19 protein-coding genes are annotated in these 22,701 nt (G+C 42.8%); 12 read left to right on the plus strand and 7 right to left on the minus strand.

Features of this window, described 5'->3' with window-relative positions:
* Positions 1-167: 167 nt before the first annotated feature.
* Both IM456_RS22555 and IM456_RS22560 read right to left on the minus strand, forming a co-directional pair.
* The gene (locus IM456_RS22555) at positions 168-398 is read right to left on the minus strand and encodes a hypothetical protein (RefSeq protein WP_149986164.1); all 231 of its coding nucleotides are present in this window, start codon (positions 396-398) and stop codon (positions 168-170) included.
* 270 nt (positions 399-668) lie between these two features.
* Positions 669-893, minus strand: a complete 225-nt coding sequence (locus IM456_RS22560) for a transposase (RefSeq protein ID WP_216645617.1) — start codon at positions 891-893, stop codon at positions 669-671.
* Positions 894-1,130: 237 nt separating this feature from the next.
* Between IM456_RS22560 and IM456_RS22565 the strand changes: the two genes are divergently transcribed.
* The 4 genes from IM456_RS22565 to IM456_RS22580 all read left to right on the plus strand — a co-directional run bounded on the left by IM456_RS22565 (position 1,131) and on the right by IM456_RS22580 (position 7,372).
* Positions 1,131-1,439 (plus strand): VapC50 family PIN domain-containing toxin, encoded by a 309-nt coding sequence (locus tag IM456_RS22565; protein ID WP_253881119.1) that lies wholly within the window; start codon positions 1,131-1,133, stop codon positions 1,437-1,439.
* A gap of 511 nt (positions 1,440-1,950) precedes the next feature.
* Positions 1,951-4,842: a GAF domain-containing protein gene (locus IM456_RS22570; protein ID WP_149986163.1), complete on the plus strand. Its 2,892-nt coding sequence runs from the start codon at positions 1,951-1,953 to the stop codon at positions 4,840-4,842.
* 35 nt (positions 4,843-4,877) lie between these two features.
* On the plus strand, positions 4,878-6,428 hold the full coding sequence (locus tag IM456_RS22575; RefSeq protein ID WP_216645615.1) for a CHAT domain-containing protein: 1,551 nt from the start codon (positions 4,878-4,880) through the stop codon (positions 6,426-6,428).
* A 353-nt stretch (positions 6,429-6,781) separates the two neighbouring features.
* A complete protein-coding gene (locus tag IM456_RS22580) occupies positions 6,782-7,372 on the plus strand; it encodes a Uma2 family endonuclease (protein WP_287691817.1) in 591 nt (196 codons plus the stop codon).
* Here IM456_RS22580 and murG read toward each other — a convergent pair.
* A complete protein-coding gene (gene murG / locus IM456_RS22585) occupies positions 7,354-8,427 on the minus strand; it encodes an undecaprenyldiphospho-muramoylpentapeptide beta-N-acetylglucosaminyltransferase (protein WP_287691815.1) in 1,074 nt (357 codons plus the stop codon). The two genes, IM456_RS22580 and murG, sit on opposite strands and share 19 nt — an antisense overlap.
* Before the next feature lie 81 nt (positions 8,428-8,508).
* On the opposite strand from murG, the gene IM456_RS22590 reads away from it, so the two are divergent.
* Complete coding sequence (locus tag IM456_RS22590) at positions 8,509-9,315, plus strand: DUF8623 domain-containing protein (protein ID WP_287691814.1); 807 nt, start codon at positions 8,509-8,511, stop codon at positions 9,313-9,315.
* 183 nt (positions 9,316-9,498) lie between these two features.
* Here IM456_RS22590 and IM456_RS22595 read toward each other — a convergent pair whose 3' ends face one another.
* From IM456_RS22595 to psb32, 3 genes are all read right to left on the minus strand, one after another.
* Positions 9,499-10,317: a transglutaminase-like domain-containing protein gene (locus IM456_RS22595; RefSeq protein ID WP_287691812.1), complete on the minus strand. Its 819-nt coding sequence runs from the start codon at positions 10,315-10,317 to the stop codon at positions 9,499-9,501.
* A 443-nt stretch (positions 10,318-10,760) separates the two neighbouring features.
* Entirely contained in the window at positions 10,761-11,360 is a 600-nt protein-coding gene (locus tag IM456_RS22600) for a hypothetical protein (RefSeq protein ID WP_287693226.1), read from the minus strand.
* 232 nt (positions 11,361-11,592) lie between these two features.
* On the minus strand, positions 11,593-12,276 hold the full coding sequence (gene psb32, locus IM456_RS22605; RefSeq protein ID WP_287693225.1) for a photosystem II repair protein Psb32: 684 nt from the start codon (positions 12,274-12,276) through the stop codon (positions 11,593-11,595).
* A gap of 191 nt (positions 12,277-12,467) precedes the next feature.
* Here psb32 and IM456_RS22610 point away from each other — a divergent pair, with 191 nt between their 5' ends.
* From IM456_RS22610 to mutS, 7 genes are all read left to right on the plus strand, one after another.
* Complete coding sequence (locus tag IM456_RS22610) at positions 12,468-14,477, plus strand: ATP-binding protein (RefSeq protein ID WP_149986156.1); 2,010 nt, start codon at positions 12,468-12,470, stop codon at positions 14,475-14,477.
* Between the two features lie 74 nt (positions 14,478-14,551).
* The gene (locus IM456_RS22615; protein ID WP_012265376.1) at positions 14,552-15,013 is read left to right on the plus strand and encodes a hypothetical protein; all 462 of its coding nucleotides are present in this window, start codon (positions 14,552-14,554) and stop codon (positions 15,011-15,013) included.
* Positions 15,010-15,651, plus strand: coding sequence for a hypothetical protein (locus IM456_RS22620; RefSeq protein WP_287693224.1), 642 nt, complete (start codon positions 15,010-15,012; stop codon positions 15,649-15,651). Before IM456_RS22615 ends, IM456_RS22620 begins: the two co-directional genes overlap by 4 nt.
* 58 nt (positions 15,652-15,709) lie before the next feature.
* Positions 15,710-17,674 (plus strand): single-stranded-DNA-specific exonuclease RecJ, encoded by a 1,965-nt coding sequence (gene recJ / locus IM456_RS22625; protein WP_287693223.1) that lies wholly within the window; start codon positions 15,710-15,712, stop codon positions 17,672-17,674.
* 168 nt (positions 17,675-17,842) lie between these two features.
* Positions 17,843-18,982, plus strand: coding sequence for a glutamate 5-kinase (gene proB, locus IM456_RS22630; protein WP_287693222.1), 1,140 nt, complete (start codon positions 17,843-17,845; stop codon positions 18,980-18,982).
* A gap of 182 nt (positions 18,983-19,164) precedes the next feature.
* Positions 19,165-19,674 (plus strand): allophycocyanin subunit beta, encoded by a 510-nt coding sequence (gene apcB, locus IM456_RS22635; RefSeq protein WP_002802766.1) that lies wholly within the window; start codon positions 19,165-19,167, stop codon positions 19,672-19,674.
* 148 nt (positions 19,675-19,822) lie between these two features.
* On the plus strand, positions 19,823-22,471 hold the full coding sequence (mutS, locus tag IM456_RS22640) for a DNA mismatch repair protein MutS (RefSeq protein WP_149986151.1): 2,649 nt from the start codon (positions 19,823-19,825) through the stop codon (positions 22,469-22,471).
* Between the two features lie 94 nt (positions 22,472-22,565).
* Here mutS and IM456_RS22645 read toward each other — a convergent pair.
* A partial coding sequence (locus IM456_RS22645; RefSeq protein ID WP_287712809.1) for an IS4 family transposase occupies positions 22,566-22,701 on the minus strand: 136 nt, incomplete at its 5' end.

A 22,701-nucleotide genomic window follows, 5' to 3' on the forward strand; every position in this document is an offset into this window, starting at 1 on the left:
GGGAATAATATCCCAGCCAGGAAATCGCTCTGTAGAAGAATCAGACCAGCCAGATGGCATATTATCAAAGCGCAAGTCCCTTAGCTGCGGGGGCTCTCGAAGGCTCTCCCCCTACTTAGGGTGATCAGCAAACCTGATCGAGCGGAGGGCGCAGGTTCCTTGCGCCCCTACAGTAACGGATTTTGTCCACAATGTAGGGGCGAACTGCGTTCGCCCAAAAGGTACATTATCAAAGCGCAAGTCCCTAGGTTGGCGGGAGTACAATGAGCGAAAAAGGGGAAACCAAGACTATCCGTCCCTAGATGACGTTTAATTCCATTGCTGCACTTGTAGAAACAAAATCCTTTCGTCTCAACACTCGCATTACAGGTATTTTTGACGGCTTGAGAATCAATCATAATTAGGGTTTGCTGAATAAATGTGAAATGTAGGCAAGGTAAGGGTTTTGTGGCTTTTCTTGCGAAACAGGTGCAAGATTTTGAGAGAATCTTCGTTCAAAACCTTGCGTCTTCATCGGCCCGCGTCCTGTAGGGGCGAAGCATTCGGGCAATAACCTATCGGTGAAACCGTAGATTTTCTATCCGAATGCTTCGCCCGTACTTTTTCAGCAAACCCTAATTAGAGTCGTCCACAAGTTTTTTGTCTTGTTGTCGCAATCTGCGATGTAATTATTCCATGATTTTTTGGATGATTCCCTGACTTCTCCACTGTTTATAATGCCAGAACACGGTGGAGTAGGGAGGGAAATCTTTCGGGAGGTCTGCCCAATTACAGCCATTTTTGAGTTGATAGAAAATCCCATCTAAAATCTGTCGTTTTGTCCATTTCGGTGGGCAAGTCAATTTCTTCTTTGGCAATAGCGGTTCTACGATAGACCACTCTTCATTCGTCATACTACTTGAGTAGATTTTGGCTTACTCCAAAGTATCGATTTTCGGGGACGACTAGACGGTGACGCATTCACTGAGGGGGTTCAGACCAAAGTATTGCCGTTAAACAGGCTACAGACTCTCTTCCCTGAAACCTATAATGGACAAGGTTTTCGCTTCACCTTTTCAGCCTAGCATCTACATTATAAAAGATACCAAATGGATTCTATAAGTAGCCTATACTCAACGGATTTAGTATTAATGACAAATGACTTAAAAGACCGTCATGTTTTAGCAACTGCTGTTATGGCTAAAGCTGATCTAATTTTAACTAATAATCTTCCCGATTTTTCACTTTCAGCTTTAGAAACTTGGGGCATAAAGGCTCAATCTCCCGATACTTTTTTAAGTAATTTGTTCGATGAATATCCCGAAGAAATTAAATTCAGTCTGAATCGGCAATTCGAGAAATATAAAAATCCTCAAAAATCTCTAGCTGAATTATTAGAGTTTTTAGGTAAAAAAGCCAATTTATCTAATTTTTGTAAAAAGATAACTAAAATTATTTGATATGATTGGATTTCTCCAGTGTAAATGTCCTAGCTATAGCTAAACATGGCTAAAGAGGAAATCGCTTACTCTAGAGATTAATGACACCATCTGTTATAATCGAGTTAGCGATCTCTATACAGCCAACTCTACAGAATGGCTCCACTCCAGATACAGTCAACGGTAAAGCCATTTTCAAGGGAAAAATGTACCCAGTAGTCTCTTTTAAATTTTTTCTGAGAAGCTCCATGCAGTCAGGGTTTCATTGATTTTTGAGTACTTTTGTATGGCGAAGTCTAGTAATACCAAAGATAGATGCCGAGTAGATCAGAAACCGCTAAACTAAAGACAGCAAAATAAACCCATTATTCAAGGTAAGCGCATCTTAACAATTCTTGACAAAATGAACTTTATGTAATTTGCTTACCCAGAGGGAAATTCAGGCATATTTGAGGAGAATTTACCATCTCAATTGTTAAGCAAAAATCGACCAAATGTTAAGAGTTCATAAATATTCGGAGAGCAAAAGTATATGTCTCAAGCAAGCATTCTAGCTCAAGTTTCTGAAATTGAAAAGGCTACTGCCAATCTTTTTCTTCTGGATGACATTCTTAAAAGCATCTGCCAAGAGATACAGGATGGGCTAAATTTCGACTTTGCAGCCATTCAGTTGATTCGTCCCGATACACAGGTTATCGAAATAGTAAGCGCAACAGGAATTGCAGCTGAATGGAAGGGGCGGGCGGGGCATTATCTAGAACCAGACACAACTTTGCGGGATATACAGGCAGATATCGCTCAAACTTGCCATACGGAAATTCTTGCTGGATGGGATAAGAAAAATCGTTTTGATCGCTGGGTTTACGGTGCCTTCCATCATGAGAATTTTGTCCGCATTTTTGCTCCGATTATTTTAGTTCAGGACGATGGCGGCAATAATAATAAGAGTTGGTTTAATAACTTTCAATGGAGATATGTCAAGAATGAACAAAACCAAGATGTTAATGAGCTAAATTCAGACTGGTATTTGCAGCCGCAAAGGCCTGGTTCGAGGGAAAGTGGGCAACATATTGCCATTGAGATACTCCTGCCCGATCTTTACTCAAAAGATAATCAATTCATCGTTACGGTGATTGGCACGATAGAAGTGGGGTACGAAAATGCTCATGATCATGAACCAATCAGTGTCGAAACGGCGGTTGAACTCATCAAACTTGTCGGCGAAAAAGCATTGGACATTCGCCAACGGCAACTTCCTTATGTTCTGGATACGATTACCGATACTGCTATGAAGATAGTTGGTGCTGACGGAGCTAGCCTCCACTTTTTGCAGTCCACAGAAGAACGGCATTGCATCCACCAAATAAATTCCGACGGTAGTATCGCACAATCGTGTTCGGCCATCAAACCCAATGAAATTCTCTATGTCTATCAGGAGTTTTCAGGTTTAATCGGTCGAAATTTTTTGAGAGGATGTCCTCCTCGAAAGGATGGAATAGGACCATTGGCAATTGAGACAGGTAAGCCCTCATGGATACCCGACTATTCTAAAGGTGATGATGATAATGCACTAGCTATTGTTAACCCGGAGATATATCAATTAGGAATCAGGGCTATTGCCGCTTTTCCGCTTGTTTTTAAGGAAATGCAAAGATTTGAGGGATTGCAAGGGGTTCTTTATGTCCATTTTAAGCAAGAACATCAGTTTAATGATAGCGAGATGCAATTGTTAGAGAGCTTTGCAGAAAAAGCCGAGAATGCTATCATAAACGCTTTTATGTATGAGTATCAGCGTAAGAAAAGCAATCAATTAATCACTCTTCATGGGGTAATTAATTCTCTCGTTAACAGGATAGATGAAGCGGATTTAGTTAAGTGTATTGCTTGGAATACTCTCAATATTCTTGCTGCCGATACTGTGACTATTTACGGATACATCCAATCTCAAAATTGCTTTCTTCCTAAGCCAGCACTTGCAGGAAAATTTACAAATACTGAAAAGGCGCAGGAAACTATCAAAGTAGATGACGTGCCATCTTTGCTTATTAAATTGGGAAGTAATGTATTTTGGGGAGACAAGTCATACTCAGATGTTTTTGGAAATTCATCTTTTGTCAAACGGGAAAATATCAAATGTTCTGCTGGAATTTTACTTAAGGCAGGCAATCAAATTTTCGGGGTGATGTTGATCGGCTATCGACGCAATCACCATTTTGCTGATGAGGAAAGAGCGATTGTTAGCACTCTGGCTGCTTCGACAACAATTGCCATAATGAATCAACGATGGTTAGTCGCTTTACATGACATTGATCATGAAATTATAACTACTCTAGATTATAAGCCAATTCTGAATCTAATCATCCAAAAGGCAGTACAAATGACAGGGGCTAACTTGGCAGATATTCGGTTACTTGAACCAGTTAGTGAAGAGCTAATTATGGAAGCTTGGTATCCAGAAAATCCGTCTGATGTCTCTTCATTACGCCTAAAAATTGGGGAAGGAATTACTGGTCATTGTCTCAAAGAGAAAAAAACTATACTGTCTAATGATGTCCAAAATGATCCTCGCTACAAAAGTTGTTTTGAAAAATCTGGCTCTGAGTTATGTGTTCCACTCTTAGACGATCATCGAGTGCTGGGTGTCCTAAATCTAGAAAGTTATAGAATGGGAGCATTTGAGGATAGACATATTGGAATGATGGAAACATTAGCGGGTCAAGCTGTAATTGCTATCCAGAATGTGAAGAATAAAGAACAGAGTGTAGCCAATGCACAATTAGCTGTTTTAGGAGACCTTGCTAGTCATTTAATACACAAAATGAATAACGAATTAGGGGCAATTTTATATTGGACAAAAGAGATGAAAGATGCAGGAGAAAGTGTTTATCTACAAGGAGCGAACCAAATTCAATCTATAACGACCGATCTGCTAGCAGAAGTTCAAAGCCAAGTTAATTGGTTGAGAGAAGAGCCCACTGTTTTACAAATTCCTGATATACTTCGGGAGTCACTAGATAAAGTTAACCTTCCCTCTAATATAGAAATCCACTCTAATTTTACAGATGACATTCCCACAATATGCGCTGGGAAACAACAGTTAGTTGATGTCTTATATAATTTGATAAAAAATGCTAGGGAGGCTATGCCAAGTGGCGGCGAATTATATATCGTTTGTCGGAGCGTGAATGTAGAAGGAAATCACTTGGTTGTTGTCGAGATTGGGGACACAGGTGGAGGAATTGATCCAACTGTGAAAGAAAATATTTTTAAGTTCGGAAATACTAATAAACCGGGACACAGGGGTTTAGGCTTATGGTGGTCTCGGACGTATATTCAACGACTAGGAGGGGATTTATTTCTAGATAAGAATTATACTAATGGGGGAACAAACTTTATCGTGACTTTACCAAATACCCAATCATGACTTTACCAATATAATTGGTAACTAGGTGGTTTTGTTTGAATAGCATTGTTAATATACAAGAAACCTGTGAGGTGAGTTACATGACAGTGAATATTTTAGTCGTTGAGGACGAAAACCCTTGGGCAGGAATTCTTATCAGAGAAATTGAAAAGTGTTTGAAAAAATATAATCTCGCCCAGTATTGTTTAAGCCAAACAGACACTTTTGGTGGTGCTATTGAGGCCATTAACAATAGTGCAAGACACCCATTAGATTTGCTAATAGTTGATCTAAGTCTGTCAGGGCAAAATATGGGTGGTTACTTAGTTGCTTCGGCTCATGATTACGGGATACCGACAATTGTAGTTAGTGGCAAGGCAGAACCTGAACAGGTTTGGGAGTTGGCTCATACTTTTAAAATTCTCGCTTTCTTTGACAAGAAAAATTTTGTTGCTCATGTAAGCGGATTTCATCGAGAAATAGAAGCAGTTTTATCTCATAAAATTAAACTACCTGTTCCAGATAATGGGGATGATATACCACCATCCTTAATGCAATGTTATCATGATTTTCAATTGTCTGTGTCTCGTGATGACATTATTCAGGCATCATCAGATCAGGGTGAAGCACAAGAGCAATTCGTGTTGAATGAAAACGAAGTTGAACTCACATTACCATTAATTCAACAGCGATCAATAAATGCTAAATTACTTAAGGCACTGGGAAGCAAACTGTACCAGACTCTTTTCCCTCGAAGGATTCTCGCACTTTTCCAGGCAACAGTAGCAGATGCAAGAAATCATAATTGTGGTGTGCGCCTGCGCCTAGTATTTGAGTCTCCAGAACGTGCCGCACTTCCCTGGGAATTCCTCTACGATGTGGGCACTAATACATTTCTAGGCAATGATATTCAAACTGCGCTTTCACGTTATATCAATGTGCCACTGCCGCCTAATGAGATTAGGGTCGCCAGCCTGCCACTCAAAATTCTGCTGGTCATTGCTAGTCCTACGGATTTAGTAATATTAGATACCGGTGGCGAGGAACAATTGATTTGTGATGCACTATCTAAACAGATTGGGGGAGGAAGAATAAAGTTAGATGTACTGCATGAAGCTACTATCCGTAACATCACTCAAAAGCTGCAAGAAAATCCCTATAGTGTTATCCACTTTATAGGTCATGGCGTATTTAGGGATGACAGGGGCTTCATTGCTCTGGTAGGAGAAAATGGCCAAGCCAAATTATTAGATGATGAGAGCTTTGCTAACCTTTTCTTGGGTAATCGCAACTTGGGTTTGTGTGTACTAAATACCTGTGAAGGAGCAGAGGTATCTTCCCAGCAAATATTTACAGGGATTGCCCCCAATTTAGTACGGCGAGGAATACCAGCAGTAGTCGCCATGCAATATTCTATTCTTGACAGTACCGCCAAACTCTTCGCCGATCGATTTTACCGCGCCCTCGCCTTGGGCTGGCCAGTAGATGCTGCTATCCAGGCAACTCGTAACGCCATCTCCATCGAAGCCGGTTTAGACAGGCGAGATTTTGCTACGCCAGTGCTTTATATGCGAGCGAAGGATGGGGTCATTTTGAGTATTGTGTAGAAAAAATAATGACAATAATTGGCTATCCCCCATACAGAAATACTAAAAAATTAACAAACGGGGGAAGTCCAGTAATAGGATATTTCTGAAGTCCTAGCAACGATTCTTCGATCTGACCGCACCTCTTGACAAAAATTTACAGTTATTCGACGCAATTAATGGTCTGTCTATAGAACCCATTTGATATCTCTTATAATGTAGATGCTAGGCTGAAAAGGTGAAGCGAAAACCTTGTTCATTATAGGTTGCAGGGAAGAGAGTCTGTAGCCTGTTTAACGGCAATACTTTGGTCTGAACCCCGTAAGTAGCCTATACTCAAGGGATTTAGTATCAATATTTACCGAGGATAAATTATGTCTATTCGAGAAACTACTGTGATGAAAACTCCAGAGACAAAAGTATGGACTGATATAGAGTTTATGGCGTTACCTGACGATGGTAATCGTTACGAATTGGTCAAGGGAGAGTTAGTTAATCTGGGTAATTCTGGGGCTTTCCACGGTTATATTGCCATTATTTTAAGTGCTGCTTTATTCGCTTTAGTAACATCTCGAAAACTAGGGATATTATTGGACTCCAGCACTGCTTTTACCATGAAAAATGGCAATAAACGTTCTCCCGATATAGCTTTTTTTGCTAAGGAACGTCTGCAAGGATTGGAAGAATTGCCGACGGGTTTTTTAGAAGGTGGTCCCGATTTAGTGGTAGAAATTCTCTCTCCTGGCAATACAGTGGCAGAAATCGAGGACAAAATTGCCGAGTATTTTGCCAATGGTACTCGTTGGCTCTGGGTTATCAGTCCAGGTCAACACTATGTCTTAGTTTATCGTTCCGGGTACGAACCGCAGCGATTATTGACATCAGCAGATTTTTTGGAGGGGGAAGATGTGGTTCCGGGGTTCACTTTTCCCGTGGCCGATTTGTTTCAAAAACTATCTTTTTGACTCTTTCTTCTCAACAAATCGGCTAATAAATCGGCACTGTCACTAATGGCTAGATGAGAAGCTTGTTGAGCCATGGCGGCCAATTTTTCGGGATTAGACCATAAATCGAGGACTAATTCGCTTAAAAACTGAGCAGTTAACTCATTTTGACGATAAAGATAAGCGGCTTGAGCTTCAGCGAAAACTTGGGCATTATAGAACTGATGGTCTTCGGCAGCAAAAGGATAGGGAATTAAAATCGAAGGCGTACAAGTGATCGCTAATTCTGTTAAAGTGCTGGCTCCAGAGCGACTGATAGCCAGATTAGCTCTTTGCCATAATCCCGCCATATTTTCGTAAAAAGGCCGGGAAAAATAGTTAGAATGGCGCAAACTATCCGCTTCGGGGTCGTTTTCTCCCGTGAGATGCAAGATATAAATGCCTTTTTCTAACCATTGGGGAGCGCTTTGCCGGACAAGTTGATTAAGAGCCACGGCCCCTTGAGAACCACCGGCAACGACAATTAAAAAAGCATCCTCTGGAATCGGTAAATCTAGGGACTGGGGAATGAGAAACTGCTCCCGTACAGGCGTACTAATCCAAGTGGTACGAGTGCCGGGTAAATAGCTGGCGGTTCCCTGAAAACCGAGGGCAACCGTATCGCACCAGCGACCGAGAACTTTAGTGACTTTGCCCGGTATGTAGTTAGATTCGTGTAGGATGACGGGAATATTGGCTAAACGAGCCGCTAAAATGGTCGGGCCCGCGATATAACCCCCGGTGGTAAAAACTGCCGCTATCTGACGTTTTTTGATTAAACTACGCACTTGCCAAATGGCCCGCAGTTGACTGAACAGAATCTTGAAAGTTTTTAACCCCAAACGGGTTTGAAATCCCTCAATGGGGATGGTGTGCAGGGGATAGGTTTTTGGAACTAAGGACTGTTCGAGACGGTCTGGAACTCCTAACCATTCAATCTCGTAATCCGGCAAGCGCTCGGCCAGGGCCAAAGCGGGAAATAAATGACCACCAGTACCACTAGCGGCAATCAATAGACGGGTTGGAGTGCGTGCCATAATTCGAGAGAGGGGAAATTCAGCCCTAGAATGAAATAATCTACCATAGTTATTGATCGATCCTTACACAAACTATCACTAATGCGTAACTTGAACACGATTCCCAATAAATTTTTTCGTCAATCCCTCAATTTTTCCTTGTCGTTGCTGTTAGGTTTGGGGTTAACTTTGACCCTTGCCACCGGTCTGCGGGCCGAAAAGCCAGAAACTGCTCCGGCTAATTTAAAAACCCTTATCTCCAAAATCGAAACGGCCGCTAATGAGCGGGATATCAAGCAATTGATGGAGTTTTATAGTCCGAAATTTACTAATTCCGATGGTTTGACCTACGAAAAAACTCAAAAAGCTTTAACTCATTTTTGGGAACGTTATAACAATCTACAATACACCACGACTCTCGAATCTTGGAGTCGTTCCGGGGACAAGTTAACGGCCAATACAATTACTAAAATTACTGGGACGGGAAAGGTGCAGGGACGAATGGTGGGAATGAATGCTACGATTCGTTCTCGTCAACAATTTCAAGGGAATAAACTGGTTTATCAGGAGATTTTAAGCGAGAGAGTCGAGTTAAGCACTGGCAAAAATCCCCCCAGTGTTCAAGTGAGAATTCCGGAAAGGGTGAAAGTCGGTCAAGAATTTGATTTTGATGTGATTGTTCGCGAACCTTTGGGGGATGATTTATTGGCCGGAGCGGCGGTCGATGAGAAAGTAGATATTGAGCGTTATATTAATACAAAGCCTCTAGAATTGGAATTATTACAGTCCGGCGGTTTATTTAAGCGGGTAAAAGCGCCGGCAACACCGGAAAATCGTTGGTTATCGGCGATTTTAATCCAAGGAGATGGGATTGTTGTCGTTACTCAACGGGTTAAGGTAGAAAAGTAATTTTTATCTGGGTGTTGCGGCAAAAAGCTTGTTGGTGGGGTGTAGGGTGTAGGGTGTGGGGTGTAGGGTTTTATTCCCCCCGTTCACTCCAATGGCTGGCACTTTCAGGCAATTTAATCCTTATTTTTGCCGTTTTTGAACCCTCAAAAATTAATTATGCAAGAGGTTTAATAAATACTCTGATTAAGCATAGAGGTGGGAAACATCGCTCGTCCATACTTTAAATTTTGTTAAATTTACTTGACCAAAAGAAGTTGTTAGGGAAGCATCGACGGCATCTAAGCCGCGAGTCATTAAAATCCGCCCGATTCTGGGGGTGTTATGACGAGCATCAAAGGTGTACCATTGATGGTCTAAATAAACTTCAAACCAAGCACTAAAATCCATCGGTAGAGGTTGGGGAGAAATACCGATATCTCCGAGATAGCCGGAGGCATAACGGGCGGGAATATTTAGGCAACGGCAAAAAGTCAAAGCTAGATGGTTAAAATCGCGACAAACCCCCGTTCTTTCCCGATAGACATCATAGGCGGTTTTCGTCACCCGCGCGTATTCGTAACCAAAACGAATGTGACTATGAACCCAATCACAAACCGCTTGTACCCTTGCCCAACCGGGGGGAGTTTGTCCGAAAAGTTCCCAGGCAATTTCCGCAAGCAAATCCACTTCACAATAACGGCTACTCATTAGGTAGGGAAAAACTTGGGTTGGTAACTCTGCTAAAGGAATTTCTTGGGCATTCCAATTAACGATATCGGGTTTCCATTCATTCTCGATAACTGCTTCATTGTGAATGCGAATCTGTCCGTCGGGTAAAATTAGACGACTGGTTCGATTACCGAAGCTATCTAAAAATTCTTCTATTTTTGTTGCCGGTTCCACCTGCAAATTTTCCGATTGTCTAACTTGATTTAAAATTGAGGGGTGTAGATAAAGTTTTAACAACATGACCACGGGTAAGGGGGCATCAAAGCCAAATTCATAACCAACATGGATTAACATTAGGACTCCTATCTAGGGCTTGCTGAATAAATGTGAAATGTAGGCAAGGTAAGGTTTTTGTGGCTTTTCTCGCTCCCACAGGTGCAAGATTTTGAGAGAATTGTGCTTCCAAACCTTGCGTCTTCATCGGCCCGCGTCCTGTAGGGGCGAAGCATTCGGGCAATAACCTATCGGTGAAACCGTAGATTTTCTATCCGAATGCTTCGCCCGTACTTTTTGCCGCAAACCCTATCTAGATAGCAATTTTGTCGGGATTTGTCGGGATGAAACGCCAATAATCGCCAGACTGAAAAAAGTTGGGACCGACTACTTAGTTAAAAGTTTGAGGAGAAAGTAATAGCCAGGCTGAAAACCGATAAGCTTTGTATAGAGTTACTTTTATTATAAACCGCCTCAACTAAAAGCTTTGTAACTTTGAAGACAAGCCATCGGGAGGATTAGCTCTATCGAAAAGAGTCTGGGGTGGATGGTTCGTCTAATAGACGGATTTCAATGGGGATGTAGGCCAGTTTAGCAAAAATCTTTTGTTGATGACTGACGGGCCACCATTCGTAAAGAAAAATTTCTAAAGGTCGCCAGAGGGCCACCCAACCACTAATTAATAATCCTTCTTCTAAGAAGTGAATAAATGTATCGGTGCCAAAACGACTAATTAATTCGCTGAGACTCAAACAAACAAAAAGAAAGGAGAGACCAATTAGCAAAGATATGCGTCCCTGTCGCCAAATTGTGCGTAATTTTCTTTGTTCTCCCTGTTGGCGATAGTCAAAATAATTATGTAAAGCTGAGGGTAACAGATGTCGGGCGGTATTCTGTTCGTTACTGGGAAGATAAAAGACTAATTTAAGGGGGGTATTTAGGGGGAATTCATCCACAGAGTTAATAATATAATTTTCGGCGTTATCGTCTAAATCTCTATCTAAAAATGGCGAAGGATCGAGAGAATTAAAGACTTGCTGTAACTGATTAAGTTTAATTTCAATTAAGTAAGTTCCTTCCTGCTCTCGATAATAGGATTGTAATTTATTTACCAGTCTAGACATTAGTTATTAAGGTTAAGCAAATGTGGTGAACTGACACAACTAAAATCTACTAAGTAGGTAGGCACAATTATTTGTAGGGCGTTGGGTTTCATGCTTCAACCCAACCTACGTTCATCTTATATTTAATTCCACCCACCCACTTAGAAGTTACTTCATCTTGCTCATACAGGCTGAGAATTGAGCTATCTGTGGGAATATTTTAGCTGTATCAGTCCCAGATCATTAATTTAATTTAGCGACCAAAACCAGCGTACCAAAAATAGGTAACCATGGGGATTACTGTGGCTAAAACCAGTAAAACTATCACCCAAATCGTGGCGCTTTTATCGTCAGTTTCTTCTGCGGTAGTAAAGGTACTTTCGATATTAATTGTCGCTACTTCCGGCGGTCCGGGATCCGCTTCTCCAGAAAGTACCGCCGTTAGACGACGACTAGCATCGAGTAAAGCTTGATTATATTTTCCCCCATCTTTGAGGGGAACTGCCATAGTTTCCGAGAGGATACTATCAGCAATAGCATCGGTTAATAGGGGTTTTGCTTCCTCCCCAACCCGAATAGCAGTTTTATTGGTTAAAGTATCAAGGACGATGATAGTTTGATTGGCACGATCTTCGGAGTTAGGATACCATTCTCTCAGGATATCATCGGCTAAATTGTCAATTTTTTGACCGTAATCCAAGCGCCGGACCACTACCATTCTCACTTCTTGGCCGGTTTTTTCGGCGAGATTTTTCAGGTCTTTATTTAATTTTCCCTCGTTAGCGGCACTAATGGCCGCAACGGGATCGACTACATAAGTGGGCGCTCCGGGGCTTAAAATGGGGAGGTCATAGACTCCCATGGCAGCAGCCGGTGACAGGGAAACACCCAAGGCTACACAGCAGGAGAGAAGGAGAGAAGCTAATAATTTGAGCATATCGATTCGGTAAAATTCCTATAGAACATGATAGGGGAAAAGTTTACTGTTTTTTGAGTCGGGAGACAGGAGATGGGGAAGTGGGGAAGTGGGGTGATGGGGAAATTCAACTAATACCCTAAAACCCTAAAACCCTACAAACCTACAAACCCAACACCCAAACCCTTTTAACTGATAACTGATAACTGATTATGAGTGATTTTGAGGAACTAGAGTCTAAAAAACGGGAAAAAGCCCTAGAAATGCAGGCACATCGCGATAATTTGCTCTCGCGGGTGACAAGACTACTAATTGCTCAAGATATCCACTCGGCGATCGATCATACCCTAGAACTGCTCTGTCAATTTACCCAGAGCGCTCACTGTTACATTATTCAATATTCCACCTGTCGTCAGCAGTGGAGTATGGTTTATGAATACTGTCACCCCGACTATCCGCAGGTTATCCCGATTCGGGAACAATCACAAAATCTCTCAACGGAAACCTTTCCTTGGTTTTCTGAACAATTATTAAACGGTATTCCAGTTAAACTGAACTCTTTAGACGATTTACCCGCTACTGCTATCCCTGAAAGAGCTATTCTCGCTAATAGTTCTACTCCCTGTCTCTTAATCGTTCCCATGTGGGATAGTTGTGGGGTAACGGTGGGTTATCTGGGATTGGATGCAAGTGCAGAAAAGCAATGGACAAAGGAAGATGTCACCTTTGTCCGGTTGGTGGGAGAATTAATTGCGATCGCACAAAGTAGATATGAAGCGGAAAAAGGATTAAAAGAGGCTAAAGAAGCGGCAGTTAAGGCAAATAAAGCTAAAAGTGAGTTTCTAGCTAACATGAGCCATGAATTACGCACTCCTCTTAATGCTATCTTGGGTTTTACTCGCTTAATATCCCGGGATAGCAGCATCAGCAGTGAATATCGGCAATATTTGGAAATTGTCAATCGTAGCGGAGAACATTTATTAGAGTTAATCAACGATATTCTAGAAATGTCGAAGATAGAAGCGGGAAGAACGGTTTTTAATCCTAGTAATTTCGATTTATACGCTCTTTTAGATAATATTGCCGAAATGCTACGCCCACAAGCGCAGGCAAAAGCTTTAAGCTTAATTTTTGATCGCAGCTCCAATCTGCCCCAATATATATGTACTGATGAAAGTAAATTGCGACAGGTGTTAATCAATCTCTTGGGTAACGGATTGAAGTTTACTGAGTCGGGAGGGGTGACTCTCCGGGTAAAATTAGGGGAGAAAAGAGAAGATTATCAGCGATTGCTCTGGGAAATTGAAGATACAGGCCTAGGAATCGCTCCAGAGGAGATTTATAAGCTATTTCAACCCTTTAACCAAACGGAAACGGGACGAAAATCCCAACAGGGGACAGGATTGGGTTTACCTATCAGTAAAAAATTTGTTGAGTTGATGGGAGGTGCGATCGGAGTTAGTAGTATTCTGGGTCAAGGAAGTATTTTTAGTTTTGATATTCAGGTGGGTTTGGTGGGGGAAAATGAGATTAAAACCGAAACCAATAGGGCAAAAGTAATCGCTTTAGCAGAAAATCAGCCTAAATATCGCATATTAGTCGTCGATGATCGACCGGAAAGCCGTTTACTGTTACTGAAACTCCTGGCTACCCTAGGATTATCCGTGCAAGAGGCCGCTAATGGTCAAGAAGCGATCGCAATTTGGCAAGCATGGCAACCTCATCTTATCTGGATGGATATGAGAATGCCGGTGAAGGACGGTTACGAAGCAACTAGGGAAATTCGGCAGTTAGAGGCTGATAATCGCGGAAAAACGGTGATAATTGCCCTAACTGCCAGTGCTTTTGAAGAGGATCGCGCCTTGGTTATTGCCGCTGGTTGTGATGATTTCGTGCGTAAACCTTTCCGAGAGGAAGTTATCTGGCAAAAAATGAGCGAATATCTAGGATTAAAATATATTTATGCCGATAATGAGCCAAATCAACCCAATTATTCGCCAGTTTTCCTCGATTCCCTGCAATCGCTATTAAAATTAATCAGTCCCGTCTGGATTAGACAATTGCAACAAGCGGCGCGAGAATGTGATGATGAAAAAATTATCGCCCTAACCGCAGAAATTCCCGCCGATTATGCTACCCTTGCCCAAGGTTTACAACAGTTAGCCGGAGAATTTTCCTTTGATGCGATCGAAACCATAATTAGAGATTTAAACATATCTTAAGAGAGTATTTTATCTAGATCTCAAAAACGTGATATTCTAAAGGCATAAATCCCTAAATATGACAATTTTAAAGGATGAAACTGTTAAAAATGCTTATCGGTACTTGGTTAATACTACCGATTTTTTCCGTTCATGCTCAAGTCCCCTCGCTGCCCCCAATTAAGCAAAATTCCCCCAATCTTGGTGATCTACCCAATGATCCCACCCAGCAGAAAAATTGGCTTTGTACCCAAGGAGATCAACGCATTGCCGTGGCTGCTAAAGAAGAGAAAGGTTGGAAAGAATTAATTGAAAAACAAGGTTGGCAATGTCGTGAGGGAAATACCGACATACCCGATAAAACTCTCGGCTTTTCCTGTGAACCAGAACAAACCCTCGGACTCTTGACAGTTTACTGGTTAAATGGTAGTAATGGTCAACAACAATTAAGCCAATGGCGAGATAAATTAGCAGCACAACAGGGGATGGTTTGTACCATTAATAACGTGCAGTTATTCGATACTCAAGAAAATATACCCAACCCATCAAAACCATGATTAAATTAGCAATTTTGCCTCAATCTATCCTCCTAGGTATCAGTTTACTATTAAATAATTCTCTGCCCTTACTTGCCCAATCTACACCCCTGAGCGTGGATAATTTAAGGAATACCGTCTATAACATTCCCAATCGGGGTTCCGTAATTGTCAGCGATGGTATTTTTCAATCCAATGAGGGACAGATTTTAGGAGTGCAAGTCAGTCGAGAAGCTTTGATGGGGGACTATAATAATGATCAAAGGAATGATGGTATTGTCGTGTTAAGAGTGATTACCAGAGATCAACAGCAATTACATTATTTAGCCCTAGTGATTGATAATAACGGTACTGCCACTAACACCGATACTGTCCTGTTAGCCGATCGAGTAATTGTCGATAATCTTAGTGCTAAAGATGGTATGATCACCGTCAATATGAGAAGATTTCTCCCCCGGGATCCTTCCTGTTGTCCGTCGGGAGTCATTACCCAACAATTTGCGATTAATTCTAGTATTAATCAATTGACTTTACTGAGTACCAACGAAAGTCAACCCACCACACCAAATGTGCAGGTAGTACCCGCTTCTCCCCTGAGAATTAATAATAGTAATCTCCCCTTTCAACCTCCTGCTGGGGCCATCCAAATCCGCTTTTAACCTTATTTTTGGTGCGTTACGCTATGCTAACGCACCCTACCTTTTTGTTTGAGAAAAAATGACCTACAAATATCCCATCCAACGCTGGTATATTGCCGCGACTAATCCCGAAAAAATCGCGGGGTTAGCGCGAGAAATGGGACTATCATCCTTATTAGCAACTATCTTAATTAATCGCGGCATTGATACCCCCGAATTAGCTAAAACTTATATATATCCTGAAGCGGATACCTTACCCTCTCCCCTGGGAGAATTTCCCGACTTAGAAAAAAGCGTCAATTTATTAGTAAAAGCGATCGCTAGGGGCGATAAAATTGCTATCTGTGGGGACTACGATGCCGATGGCATGACCAGTACATCTTTACTGTTAAGAGCCTTGAGACATCTCGGCGCTAGAGTAAATCATGCCATACCCAGTCGCATGAAAGAGGGATACGGAATTAATCAGCGCATTGTCGAAGAATTTGCCGAATCGGGAGTCGGATTGATTCTCACCGTTGATAATGGTATTTCCGCTCACGAACCGATCGCCCTAGCGATAGAATTAGGATTAAAAGTTATTATCACCGATCATCACGATCTGCCGCCAATTTTACCAAATGCCTCCGCTATTCTCAACCCGAAATTATTAACCCCGAACTCTCCCTATCAGGGATTAGCGGGGGTGGGAGTCGCCTACATTTTAGCGGTGACAACTGCCCAAAAAATGGGTAAATTACAGGGATTAACCGAGTCATTATTAGCATTATTTACCCTAGGCACTATAGCAGATTTAGCTCCATTAATTGGGGTAAATCGTCGCTGGTTAAAACGGGGTTTAAGAAAATTGCCCAAATCTCAATTAGTCGGGATTCAATCCCTGATGCAAATAGCGGGAATTAGCGAGGAACAAAAGCAATTACAACCGGATGATATTGGCTTTAAATTGGGACCGAGAATTAATGCCATTGGTAGAATTGGTGATCCCCAGATAGTTATTGAATTATTAACCACCGATGAGGCGGGAATTGCCTTAGAAAGAGCGATGCAGTGCGAACAAATTAATCGTACTCGTCAAGAATTGTGCGAAAAAATTGAAGAAGAAGCGATTAAATTAGTGGAAGAAACGCCGATTCTTTGGCAAAAAGATCGAGTTTTAGTCGTGGTAGAAAAAGATTGGCATCATGGGGTAATTGGTATTGTAGCTTCCCGTTTAGTGGAACGCTACGGAGTGCCGGTTTTTATTGGTACTTATGAGGAAGAAGATGCTAGTAAAATTCGCGGTTCTGCCAGAGGAATTGAAGAATTTCACGTTTTTGAAGCCCTGCAATTTTGCCAAGATTTACTAGGAAAATTTGGCGGTCATAAAATGGCGGGGGGTTTTAGTTTACCCACAGCTAATTTACTAGCATTTAAACAAAGATTAAGTCAATTTTCTCACAAAATTTTACAAATAGAACAATTAAAACCTTTAATTAAAATTGATACTATCCTAGACTTTAAACAAATAAACCTGCAACTTTTTCAACAAATTGATAGTTTACAACCCTGGGGAATTGGCAATGAATTACCCGTTTTTTGGACTCCTAACGTGCGAGTAGTGGAACAGAAAACTATCGGAAAAAATCATTTAAAATTATTGCTGGCTCAAAGCGATAATACCAGAATTAAAGCCCTAGCTTGGCGTTGGGGCGAATATTGTCCTTTACCAACGCGTTTAGATATTGCCTATAAACTCAAAGAAAATACTTGGAATGGTAATAAAACCATAGAAATTGAATTAGTGGGAGTGCGATTACCCCAAGAAAATGATAGTATTAAAAAAGCAATTTTTATGCACGCCGAAAAAATGTATCAATGTAGTTTTTGGGGTGATTTAAACGAGATTCGCATCAAAAATGAACAGGGCGAGATTTTAGTCGTGCAGAAAGGGCAGCGCATTGGTTTATTAGGCAAAAATCGGCAACAAGCGAGAGAAGTCAACGTGACTGAACCCCGTTTTTATACTTTAATTAAAGTTGCCATCAAAGCTTTGGCTATCTAAGTAGCTGGTTATAATTAAATTAAAAATCGATTTTAGGTTCGATCCCCCCTGCCCCCCTTAATAAGGTAGGGTTGATTCATGAATCAACCCTACCCTTGATAACGGGGGTGTCTGATAATTTTTAACGCCTACCTACTTAGCAAAACCTCCAAAAAAAGCGCCTTGACGATGAACCAAACCATAGTGATCAAAATCGGTACTTCCAGTTTGACCGATAATCAAACCGGCCAATTATCCCTATCCACGATCGCCGCTTTAGTGGAAGTCCTCACCCGGTTGCGCGCTGCCGGTCATCGGGTGGTATTAGTATCTTCCGGGGCCGTGGGGGTGGGCTGCCGTCGTCTGGGAATACAGGAAAGACCGAAAAAAATCGCCCTCAAACAAGCGATCGCCGCCGTCGGTCAAGGTCGTCTGATGCGGATCTATGATGACCTCTTTACCAGTCTTGGTCAACCGATCGCCCAAATTTTGCTGACCCGTCCCGAATTGATGGAACGCACCTGTTATGTCAACGCCTATAATACTTTTCAGGCTTTGTTTGAATTAGGGGTGATTGCCATTGTCAACGAAAATGATACGGTGGCGATCGATGAGTTAAAATTCGGCGATAATGACACTTTATCAGCCCTTGTAGCCAGTTTAATCGAGGCTGACTGGTTATTTATCCTCACCGATGTGGATCGCCTCTACAGTGCCGATCCGCGGCTATTTCCCGAAGCGGCGGCTATTGCCCGAGTTAGTCCCGCGGAATTAGCGCAACTATCGATCGATGCCGGTAGTAGTGGCAGTCAGTGGGGGACCGGGGGTATGGCGACTAAATTGGCGGCGGCCCGGATTGCCACCAGCGCCGGGGTAGAAATGGCGATTACTAGGGGACGGCAGCCTGGTAATATCTTAAAAATTATGGCAGGAGAGGCGATCGGAACCCGTTTTGAGGCCCAAAAACGCAGTGATAACGCCCGCAAACGCTGGATCGCCTACGGACTAATGCCCATGGGTAAAATCTATCTCGATGCTGGGGCGATTCAAGCCATTTGTCAGGGGGGAAAATCTCTGCTCGCGGCCGGGATCACCAAAGTGGAGGGGGAATTTAGCGCCTCGGAATCGGTGCAATTGTGCGATCAAGAGGGCCGGGAAGTGGCCCGGGGAATTGTTAATTATAGTAGTGAGGAGATCGATCGAGTTAAAGGTCAACATTCCGAGCGTATTGCCAGTTTCTTAGGTTATATGGCCGCAGAAACCATCATTCATCGGGATAATCTCGTCATTTTGAGTGCCTCGTCCACCACCTCGACTAATCAGGGATAATTCCGCCACCCAGCGCCGGTCCAGCCAATGCCTTAAATGTAAAGAAATGTCTCAAAAAAACAACAAATTGTTAGACAAGCAAGAGAGTTAGACTAGGGATGTCCCCCGAAGTTCAACCCTGTGAGATTATAAATAAAGCGAAACTCAAAAATGTCTTTATTGCTGTTGGGAGAAACTTAATAATGCGAGACGCGGTAACTAGCCTGATTAGAAAATACGATGTCACTGGACGTTATCTCGATCGAGATGCGATCGATAATCTTAAACAATATTTCGCCTCGGGAACTGCCCGTCTAGCTGCCGCCGCCCTCATTAACGCTAATTCGGCGGCGCTCGTGCGTGGGGCGGCGATTCGTCTATTTGAAGAAGTTCCCGAATTGATCCGCGCCGGGGGTAATGCCTACACCACCCGTCGTTATTCTGCCTGTCTGCGGGATATGGATTACTATCTCCGCTATGCCAGTTATGCGCTGGTGGCTGCTGATACTAATGTTCTAGATGAACGGGTACTGCAAGGACTGCGGGAAACCTATAATTCCCTCGGTGTTCCCATCGGTCCGACGGTGCGCGGTATCCAAATCATGAGCGAAATGATTCAAACCATGGCTACTGAGGCGGGTATTGCCGACACCTCTTTGATCGCTGAACCCTTTGATCATCTCACTCGCGAATTAAGCGAAGTGTCTATATAATGCAGTTGTCAGTTATCGCTTATCGGTTTTGTCCGTTCAATTTTTGATGGAACTAACCCGCATCAGTACCCACTCTCAGCCTAGGGGAGTGGGGAAGATGCAGCAAGGGGAACAGTTGATTAAAACATTGTCCAGCTTTCTTTGACCCATGACTCTCCCCTCGGATTTTCCCCTAGAACCACCGGCTACCAATAAAGATCCCCATCGTGATTATCGCGGACTCGATCGCGATAAACTCACCCCCATGTACCAGCATTATGTGGAGGTAAAAGAAACCTATCCCAATGCTCTTTTACTCTATCGTGTGGGCGATTTTTTCGAGTGTTTCTTTCAGGATGCGGTGATTATCTCCAGAGAATTAGAATTAGTTCTCACCAGCAAGGAAGGGGGTAAAGGGATTGGGAGAGTCGCCATGACCGGGGTTCCCCACCACGCCCTAGAGCGTTATAGTCGTTTATTGGTGGAAAAAGGCTATGCGGTGGCGATTTGTGACCAAGTAGAGGATTCGACGGAAGCAGCCGCCGAAAAACGGCTCGTAGAACGCGCTATCACCAAACTGCTCACCCCCGGAACCCTCACCGATGAGGGAATGTTAAACGCAAAAAAGAATAATTTTCTAGCTGCTGTGGTGATTACCGGAGAAAATTGGGGATTAGCCTATGCAGACATCTCCACCGGAGAATTCTACACCACCCAAGCCAGCGATTTAACGGCTTTAAGCCTAGAATTAAGCCGTTTACAGCCCTCAGAAATCCTTTTTCCCATCAATGCCCCCGATTTAAACCGTATTTTGCGCCCCGGGGAAAAATCTGACCATCTCCCCCCCTGTTTACCCGATAGTTTTTGTTATTCTCTCCGTCCCCAAACCATCTTTACTCTCACAGAAGCGAAAAATCGTCTCCTAATCACCTATAAAATGCGTTCCCTAGAGGGTATGGGCTGCGAACATTTGCCCCTCGCTATTCGCGCAGCCGGAGGCCTCTTAGAATACATTGAAGATACCCAAAAAGCCAATCAAGTCCCCCTACAACCTTTAAAAACCTACTCTATCTCCGAATTTTTGATTTTAGATGGGCAAACCCGTCGCAACCTTGAAATTACCCAAACGGTGCGCGATGGTAGCTTCTATGGTTCTCTATTATGGGCGATCGATCGTACCTGTACAGCCATGGGTAGTCGGGCCTTACGTCGTTGGTTATTGCAACCTCTCTTAGATTCTCGCGGTATTCGCGCCCGTCAAGATACTATCCAAGAGTTAAAGGATAATCCCGCCCTGCGCCAAGATATTCGGCAAAAATTAAGGGAAATCTACGATATAGAACGTTTAAGCGGTCGCGTTGGCGCAGGAACGGCTAACGCCCGCGATTTACTTTCCCTAGCGGCATCTTTAGTCAAATTAGCCGATTTAGCGGCTTTGGTCGCTTCGGGAAATTCGCCCTATTTGAAAGCTTTACAGCAAATTCCCGCCGATTTAGAAAAATTAGGCCAGCAGGTGATAGCGCATCTGGTGGAATCTCCTCCGCTGCATCTGAAGGAAGGGGGGGTGATTCGTGAGGGAATTGATGCCCAATTGGATGCCCTCCGGCGCGACTATCAGGAAGTAATCGATTGGTTTAAGAATCTGGAGACGACAGAGAAAGAAAGAACGGGTATTAGTAACCTTAAGGTTAATTATAACAAAACTTTCGGTTATTATATCAGTTTACCCCGCAGTAAAGCCGATTTCGCCCCAAAAGATTATGTGCGTAAGCAAACTTTAGTCAATGAGGAACGTTATATCACCACCGAGTTAAAGGAGAAAGAAAATATAATTCTGACGGCAGTAGATGAATTAAATAAGTTAGAATACGAGATTTTTAGCGATTTACGCCGTCAAGTAGCCGAATTTTCCCCAGAAATCCGGGAAGTGGCCACAAAAGTCGCCGCTTTGGATGTGTTGGCAGCATTGGCAGAAATCGCCGTTTATCAGGGATATTGTCGCCCGGAAATCGCCGATGGTCGTCTTATCGATATTAAGGATGGTCGTCATCCCGTGGTGGAACAATCCCTTGGGGCCGGCTTTTTTGTGCCGAATTCGATTAATTTGGGCAATCAGGAAGGTTTGGAATACCCCGACTTGATTATTCTCACCGGTCCCAATGCTAGTGGCAAAAGTTGTTATCTGCGACAGGTGGGATTAATTCAATTGTTGGCCCAAACTGGCAGTTTTGTCCCGGCAAAGTCGGCCAAAATCTCCATCTGCGATCGCATTTTCACCCGGGTGGGGGCTGTGGATGACCTCGCTACCGGCCAATCCACCTTTATGGTGGAAATGAACGAAACCGCCAATATTCTCAATCACGCCACAGACAGATCATTAGTATTACTAGACGAAATTGGCCGGGGGACAGCCACTTTTGACGGTTTATCCATAGCTTGGTCTGTGGCGGAGTATTTAGCCACGGTACTGCAATCGCGGACGATTTTCGCCACTCACTACCACGAACTGAATGAATTAGCCTCAATTTTAGAGAATGTGGCCAATTATCAGGTAACAGTCAAAGAATTACCCCATGAGATAGTATTTTTGCACCAAGTACGACCGGGAGGCGCGGATAAATCCTATGGTATCGAAGCGGGGAGATTAGCCGGTTTACCAGCTTCTGTGATCGATCGTGCCATGCAGGTGATGGGTCAAATCGAAAAACATAGTAAAATTGCGATCGGTTTGCGTCAAGGAATTAAGAAAATTAAACCGGTTAAGTCGGATAATTCCCCCTCTCTGCAGCAGTTAGATATTTTTGATGACAGTAAGTAGGTAGGTGTTAAAAATTATCAGACACCCCCCTATCCATTAGTCACATCTTTCTTAACATAAAATTTGACAAAAAGAGAAAAGTGTGCCAGATGGCTCAAGGGGGTTCTATGGGGGAACTAATTTGATGAGATAGTTTCCAAGTCTCGCTGATATCATATAACCTTCGCAGTCCCAACCAAATAGTTTTAACACCTGGTTCACCGTCACCTTTTCTACCTAATAACCCCCCA

Origin of the sequence: Microcystis sp. M079S1 (assembly GCF_020246425.1) — a bacterium.
GTDB lineage: Bacteria > Cyanobacteriota > Cyanobacteriia > Cyanobacteriales > Microcystaceae > Microcystis > Microcystis aeruginosa.

Bases quoted from the DNA above. Each gene is read 5' to 3' on its own strand.
- IM456_RS22555 (WP_149986164.1), bottom strand. From the start codon at position 398: ATGATTGATTCTCAAGCCGTCAAAAATACCTGTAATGCGAGTGTTGAG.
- IM456_RS22560 (WP_216645617.1), bottom strand. From the start codon at position 893: ATGACGAATGAAGAGTGGTCTATCGTAGAACCGCTATTGCCAAAGAAG.
- IM456_RS22565 (WP_253881119.1), top strand. From the start codon at position 1,131: ATGACAAATGACTTAAAAGACCGTCATGTTTTAGCAACTGCTGTTATG.
- IM456_RS22570 (WP_149986163.1), top strand. From the start codon at position 1,951: ATGTCTCAAGCAAGCATTCTAGCTCAAGTTTCTGAAATTGAAAAGGCT.
- IM456_RS22580 (WP_287691817.1), top strand. From the start codon at position 6,782: ATGTCTATTCGAGAAACTACTGTGATGAAAACTCCAGAGACAAAAGTA.
- murG (WP_287691815.1), bottom strand. From the start codon at position 8,427: ATGGCACGCACTCCAACCCGTCTATTGATTGCCGCTAGTGGTACTGGT.
- IM456_RS22590 (WP_287691814.1), top strand. From the start codon at position 8,509: ATGCGTAACTTGAACACGATTCCCAATAAATTTTTTCGTCAATCCCTC.
- IM456_RS22595 (WP_287691812.1), bottom strand. From the start codon at position 10,317: ATGTTAATCCATGTTGGTTATGAATTTGGCTTTGATGCCCCCTTACCC.
- IM456_RS22600 (WP_287693226.1), bottom strand. From the start codon at position 11,360: ATGTCTAGACTGGTAAATAAATTACAATCCTATTATCGAGAGCAGGAA.
- psb32 (WP_287693225.1), bottom strand. From the start codon at position 12,276: ATGCTCAAATTATTAGCTTCTCTCCTTCTCTCCTGCTGTGTAGCCTTG.
- IM456_RS22610 (WP_149986156.1), top strand. From the start codon at position 12,468: ATGAGTGATTTTGAGGAACTAGAGTCTAAAAAACGGGAAAAAGCCCTA.
- IM456_RS22615 (WP_012265376.1), top strand. From the start codon at position 14,552: ATGAAACTGTTAAAAATGCTTATCGGTACTTGGTTAATACTACCGATT.
- IM456_RS22620 (WP_287693224.1), top strand. From the start codon at position 15,010: ATGATTAAATTAGCAATTTTGCCTCAATCTATCCTCCTAGGTATCAGT.
- recJ (WP_287693223.1), top strand. From the start codon at position 15,710: ATGACCTACAAATATCCCATCCAACGCTGGTATATTGCCGCGACTAAT.
- proB (WP_287693222.1), top strand. From the start codon at position 17,843: ATGAACCAAACCATAGTGATCAAAATCGGTACTTCCAGTTTGACCGAT.
- apcB (WP_002802766.1), top strand. From the start codon at position 19,165: ATGCGAGACGCGGTAACTAGCCTGATTAGAAAATACGATGTCACTGGA.
- mutS (WP_149986151.1), top strand. From the start codon at position 19,823: ATGACTCTCCCCTCGGATTTTCCCCTAGAACCACCGGCTACCAATAAA.